The organism is Kitasatospora sp. DSM 101779, assembly GCF_025655475.1.
Taxonomy (GTDB): Bacteria; Actinomycetota; Actinomycetes; order Streptomycetales; family Streptomycetaceae; genus Kitasatospora.
In genome coordinates, this window is sequence record NZ_JAHTIK010000001.1 from 994685 (window position 1) to 999774 (window position 5090).

Consider the following 5090-nt stretch of genomic DNA (forward strand, 5'->3'; position numbering starts at 1 on the left):
CGCGGCGGCACGTTCATCGGGCCGCTCGCGGAGGAACTCGGCCTCCGGCCGGCGACGCTGCGTGCCTGGGAGCGGGCCGGGCTGGTGCGTCCGGGCCGCGACCCGCTGACCGGGTACCGCGTCTACGACGAGGCGGACGTCCGGGATGCCCGGCTGACCCATCAGCTCAGGCGCGGCGGCCACCTGCTGGAGCGGATCGCCCCGCTGCTCGCCCAGGTGCGGGCGGCGGGCGGGCTGGAACCGCTGGAGGCGACGCTGCACGACTGGCACGCCCGGCTGGCCGCCCGCGGACGGGCGATGCTGGCGGGGGCGGCGGCGCTGGAGGCGTACCTCCGGGCCCGCGGGTGAGCGCCGGAGCGGGCCCGCGGGTGAGCGCCGGGCCCGCGGCACATGCGGGTCAGCCGCGGGGGTCGTGGCCCTCGACCAGGACCACGTCGAGGGTGCGGGGGCCGTGCACGCCCTCGACCCGGGTCAGTTCGATGTCGCTGGTGGCGGACGGTCCGGAGATCCAGGTCTGCGGGCGGACCGGGTCGAGGCGGGGCAGGGCCTGCGGGACGGAGGCGACCACCTGGTCGGCGCGGACCACGCAGATGTGGTGGTCGGGGACGAGGGTGAGCACCCGGCGGCCCTGGCCGGGGCCGCCGTCCAGGACGATCGTGCCGGTCTCGGCGACGGCGAGGACGCAGCCGGTGACGACGCTGTCGGTGGTGTCGAGCCGGTGGGCCGTCAGGGTGCCGTCGTCGGGGCGCTGTTCGGCCCGGGCCGCGGTAAGCCACGCGGCGGGCAGTCCCGGAGGGACGGCAACGGTACGGGAGCCGTGCTCGGCGAGCAGGCGGGCCAGCAGGTCGGGCAGCGCCTCCTCGGTGCAGCGGTGCACCCGGGCGCGGTAGTCGGCCAGGTTCTCCGCGAGCAGGTCGAGGACGGCCTCGGGGTCGTCGAGGACGTGCGCGAAGCGGTAGTCGCGGCGGACGGGCGGGCGGCCGGCCTCCTCACCGGCCGGAACGTCGGTGAGGGCACTGCGGATGCGGGCGAGGACGGTGTCGCGGGAGGTGCTCATGCAGTGCCGTCCTTGCGGTCGCGGTGCTCGGCCCACCAGGCCCGGAAGGGCTCGGCGGGCAGGTCGGGGAGGTCCCGGGTGTGGGTCCAGGCCTTGGCGGGGCCGGGCAGGGGAAGCTTCCTGGGGTGGAGGCCACGGGTGGCGGAGGCCGCGCGTTCGGCTGCGGCGAGCGCGGCCGGGTGGTCGAGCAGCCAGGTGGCGGCCTTCATCGCGGCCTTCTCGACGCGGTGGCCCGGGCCCTGGTCGACGGCCTGTTCGCGCAGGTGGACGAGGACCTCGGGGATGTCGATGGCGACCGGGCAGACCTCGTAGCAGGCGCCGCACAGGGTGGAGGCGAACGGCAGTGAGGCATCCAGTTCGCTGCCGAGGCCGCGCAGTTGCGGGGTGAGGATGGCACCGATCGGGCCGGGGTACGGGGAGCCGTAGGCGTGGCCGCCGGCCCGCTCGTACACCGGGCAGACGTTGAGGCAGGCGGAGCAGCGGATGCAGCGCAGCGCCTGGCGGCCGACCTGGTGCGCGAGGGCGGCGGTGCGGCCGTTGTCGAGCAGGACGAGGTGGAAGGCCCGGGGGCCGTCGCCGTCAGTGATGCCCGTCCAGGTCGAGGTGTACGGGTTCATCCGCTCGGCGGTGGAGGAGCGGGGCAGCAGTTGGAGGAAGACCTCCAGGTCCTGCCAGGTGGGGATGACCTTCTCGATGCCGACGATCGAGATCAGTGTCTCGGGCAGGGTGAGGCACATCCGGCCGTTGCCCTCGGACTCGACGACCACCAGGGTGCCGGTCTCGGCGACCAGGAAGTTGGCGCCGGACACGCCGACCTTGGCCCGCAGGAACTTCTCCCGCAGGTGGAGCCGGGCGGCCTCGGCGAGTTCGCCCGGCTCGTCGGTCAGGCCCTCGGGCGCGGGACGGCCCCAACGGCCCATCGCCTCGCGGAAGATGTCGCGGATCTCGGCGCGGTTGCGGTGGATCGCCGGGACAAGGATGTGGGAGGGCAGGTCGTCGCCGAGTTGCACGATGAGCTCGGCGAGGTCGGTCTCGTAGGCGGTGATGCCCTCGGCGGCGAGTGCCTCGTTGAGGCCGATCTCCTGCGTCGCCATGGACTTGACCTTGACCACCTCTCGCTCGCCGGTGGCCCTGACCAGGTCGGCGACGATCCGGTTGGCCTCGGCGGCGTCAGCCGCCCAGTGCACCGCTCCCCCGGCGGCGGTGACGGCCTCCTCGGCCTGCAGCAGGTAGTGGTCGAGCCGGCGCAGCGTGCGGTCCTTGATCTCCTTGCCGGCGGCGCGGAGTTCGGCCCAGTCGTCGAGTTCGGCGACCGCCCGGGCGCGCTTCTCGCGGATGGTGCGGGTGGCGCGGCCGAGGTTGGCCCGCAGGGTGGCGTCCTTGGTGGAGTTCTTGGCGGCCTCGGGGAAGGCGGGCATGCCGAGATAGGTGGAGCTCATTCGGCGGGCCCTCCCGCGACGACGGCGGTGGCGGGGGCGGGGGCGGTGTGTGCGGTTCGGGCCCGGCGGGGTGCGGGCGGTCGGTACGGCGCGGCCTCGGTGGCGGCGAGGATCTCGGCGATGTGCACCGCCTGCATCGGGGCGCCGCGGCGGCGCAGGGTGCCGTCGAGGTGCAGCAGACAGGAGTTGTCGGCGCCGCACAGTACGTCGGCGCCGGTGCCGAGCGCGTTGCGGACCTTGTCCGCGGCCATCGCCGCGGAGACGTCCGGGTTCTTCACCGCGAAGGTGCCGCCGAAGCCGCAGCACTCCTCCGCGCCGGGCAGTTCGACCAGTTCCAGCCCCTTCACGGCCGCCAGCAGCCGGCGGGGGCGGTCGCCGAGGCCGAGCATCCGCAGCCCGTGGCAGGACGGGTGGTAGGTGACGGTGTGCGGGAAGTACGCGCCGACGTCCACGACGTCGAGCACATCGACCAGGAACTCGGTGAGTTCGAGCATCCGGGGGGCCAGGGAGGCGGCAGCGTCGGCGAGTTCGGTGCCGCGGCCCTCGGCCTGGGCACGGGCGCCGATCCGCGGGTAGGCCTCGCGGACCATCGCCGCGCACGAACCGGACGGGGTGACCACGTGGTCGTAGCCGGCGAACGCGGCGGCGGTGCGGCGCACCAGCGGCTCCGCCTCGCGCCGGTAGCCGGTGTTGTACTGCGGCTGCCCGCAACAGGTCTGTGCGGCCGGGAAGTCGACCGCCACCCCCAGCCGCTCCAGCAGGTCCACCACGGCCCGGGCGGTGCGTGGGCGCACGGCGTCGTTGACGCAGGTGGCGAACAGTGCGACGCGCATCGCGGCTCCCTCGGCGGCGGTCGTTGGCGGCGGCTTGCGGTCCGGCGGTGCGGGACGGCCCCGGACGGTGTGGCGGCGCGGGGCGTCGTCGCGGGGAGTGTACGGCCGCCGGGGGCCGGTGGGGCGGATCCGCCGCGCATGTCGGCCGAGGTCGGCCGGATCCCGCCGGCCCGGGGTGGGACGGCGGGGTCCGGACCGGGCCGGGTCAGGGGGTGCCGGCGACCCGCCAGGCGAGGCTGTCGGTGGCGAGGTCCCGGACCTGCGGGTCACGGACGGCGGCGGTGCGGTCCACCGAGACGGCGGTGAGCCGGTGCGTCCTGCCGTCCGGGCGGACGCCGAGGGCCGCCGGGACGACCGAGGTGCGGCCGCGGACGGAGCGGACCTCGGTGCCGTCGAGGTACCAGCGCAGCTCGGGCGCGGCGAGGCCGGTCAGCGCGGCCGGGGTGACGGTGATCCGGGTGCTCCGGCGGACGGTGCTGCCGGTGGGCAGGTCACTGCTCAGGCCGTTGGCCTTGCGGTAGAAGCCGGCGATCATCGCCTCGCGGCCGGGCAGGTTGAACTCGGTGCTGGACAGCGCGCGCATGATGGAGGTCGCGGTCGGCCGGTAGAGCCCGTGCGGGTAGTAGTCGCTGCCCTCGTAGGTGCCGACGGTGCCGCCGGCGGGGTCGTCCGCACCGAGCCAGCGATACCACTTGGCGCGGTCGGCGAGCAGCTGGTCGGCGGTGCGGTCGGTGGAGTTGGGGCCGTCCGTCTCGCCGCCCGTCCAGGTGCCGTAGGAGTCGTACGTGTACTCGTCGTGGAGCTGCCCGACGGAGTGGCCTATCTCGTGGGCGGCGATCAGACTGGACGCGGCGTTGTCGGAGGAGAGCGTGGAGACGCCGTCGAAGGGGTAGCCCTCGGCCTCCAGCCCGTAGTACCCGGCGCCGCCGTACTTGGCCGAGTTGGCGACGACCACAACGAGGTCGGCGGCCGGTGCCTTCGCCGCGTAGCCGGCGACCTTGTCGAGGTCGGTGCAGACCAGCCGTTCGGTGTCGGCGCACCAGAAGTAGCTGCCGAGGGCGGTGTCCCGCACGGTGCCGGTGTCCGGGTCGCCGCTGATGCCGGAGTCGTGCGAGACGGCGTCGACCGTCCAGACGTTGAACAGTCCGCGGTAGCTGCGGTACGGCTCGATCGCGCTGATGGCGGCCCACTTGGCGGCGGCGGCCGCGTGGAAGGCGTCCTGCTGGTCGGCGGTGTAGCCGTCGCCGACGATCACCACGTCGAGGCGGTCGGCGGTGGGGCCGGTGACCGCGAGGCGGCCGACGGCGCCGTCCCCGGTGACGTCGCCGGGTGCGGTGCGCCCCGAGATCCCCTTGCGGTGTCCCGGTGCGGCGACGGGTACGCGCACTCTGCGGCCCTCCGCGTCCGGTCCGGTGAACGCCTCGGCCGTCACCGTACGTTCGGCCGGCGCGGCTGCTGCGGCGGTCACGGCGGCGGGGCCCGCGGGCGGGTTGGGGGCGGCCGCGGCGGGGGCGGTCAGCGCGGCGGCGAGGGTGAGGCCGGCGGCGAGCGCGGTGTAGCGGGGCATGCGGGTGCGCACATGCCCTCCTCTCGGTCGAGGTGGGTTAAGAGTGGAGTTAAGTGGGCTTAACTCGTCACTGAACATCGCTGAACATAGGCCCGCCGGCGCGGCCCGGCAAGGGCCGGCGCACCGATTCCCGTACGGACGGCGGCATTTCGCGGCGCCGCCCGACGGCCCGTCGGGCAGTGCGGACGCGGCGC

Annotated in this window: 5 protein-coding genes; 1 reads left to right on the forward strand and 4 read right to left on the reverse strand. The window is 75.0% G+C overall.

Translation table 11 applies throughout. The features are described 5' to 3' along the window. A partial coding sequence (locus tag KSNIM_RS04705; RefSeq protein ID WP_263101956.1) for a TioE family transcriptional regulator occupies positions 1-348 on the forward strand: 348 nt, incomplete at its 5' end. A 49-nt stretch (positions 349-397) separates the two neighbouring features. Here the strand turns inward: KSNIM_RS04705 and KSNIM_RS04710 are convergent. The 4 genes from KSNIM_RS04710 to KSNIM_RS04725 form a co-directional block, all read right to left on the reverse strand. Then, on the reverse strand, positions 398-1057 hold the full coding sequence (locus KSNIM_RS04710; protein WP_263101957.1) for a lactate utilization protein C: 660 nt from the start codon (positions 1055-1057) through the stop codon (positions 398-400). Beyond that, positions 1054-2496, reverse strand: a complete 1443-nt coding sequence (locus tag KSNIM_RS04715) for a LutB/LldF family L-lactate oxidation iron-sulfur protein (protein WP_263101958.1) — start codon at positions 2494-2496, stop codon at positions 1054-1056. Before KSNIM_RS04715 ends, KSNIM_RS04710 begins: the two co-directional genes overlap by 4 nt. Beyond that, positions 2493-3329 carry a (Fe-S)-binding protein gene (locus KSNIM_RS04720; protein ID WP_263101959.1) on the reverse strand — a complete coding sequence of 279 codons (837 nt, stop codon included), beginning with the start codon at positions 3327-3329 and terminating at the stop codon, positions 2493-2495. Before KSNIM_RS04720 ends, KSNIM_RS04715 begins: the two co-directional genes overlap by 4 nt. 205 nt (positions 3330-3534) lie before the next feature. Then, on the reverse strand, positions 3535-4908 hold the full coding sequence (locus KSNIM_RS04725) for a M64 family metallopeptidase (protein WP_317633990.1): 1374 nt from the start codon (positions 4906-4908) through the stop codon (positions 3535-3537). Between the last annotated feature and the right edge of the window lie 182 nt (positions 4909-5090).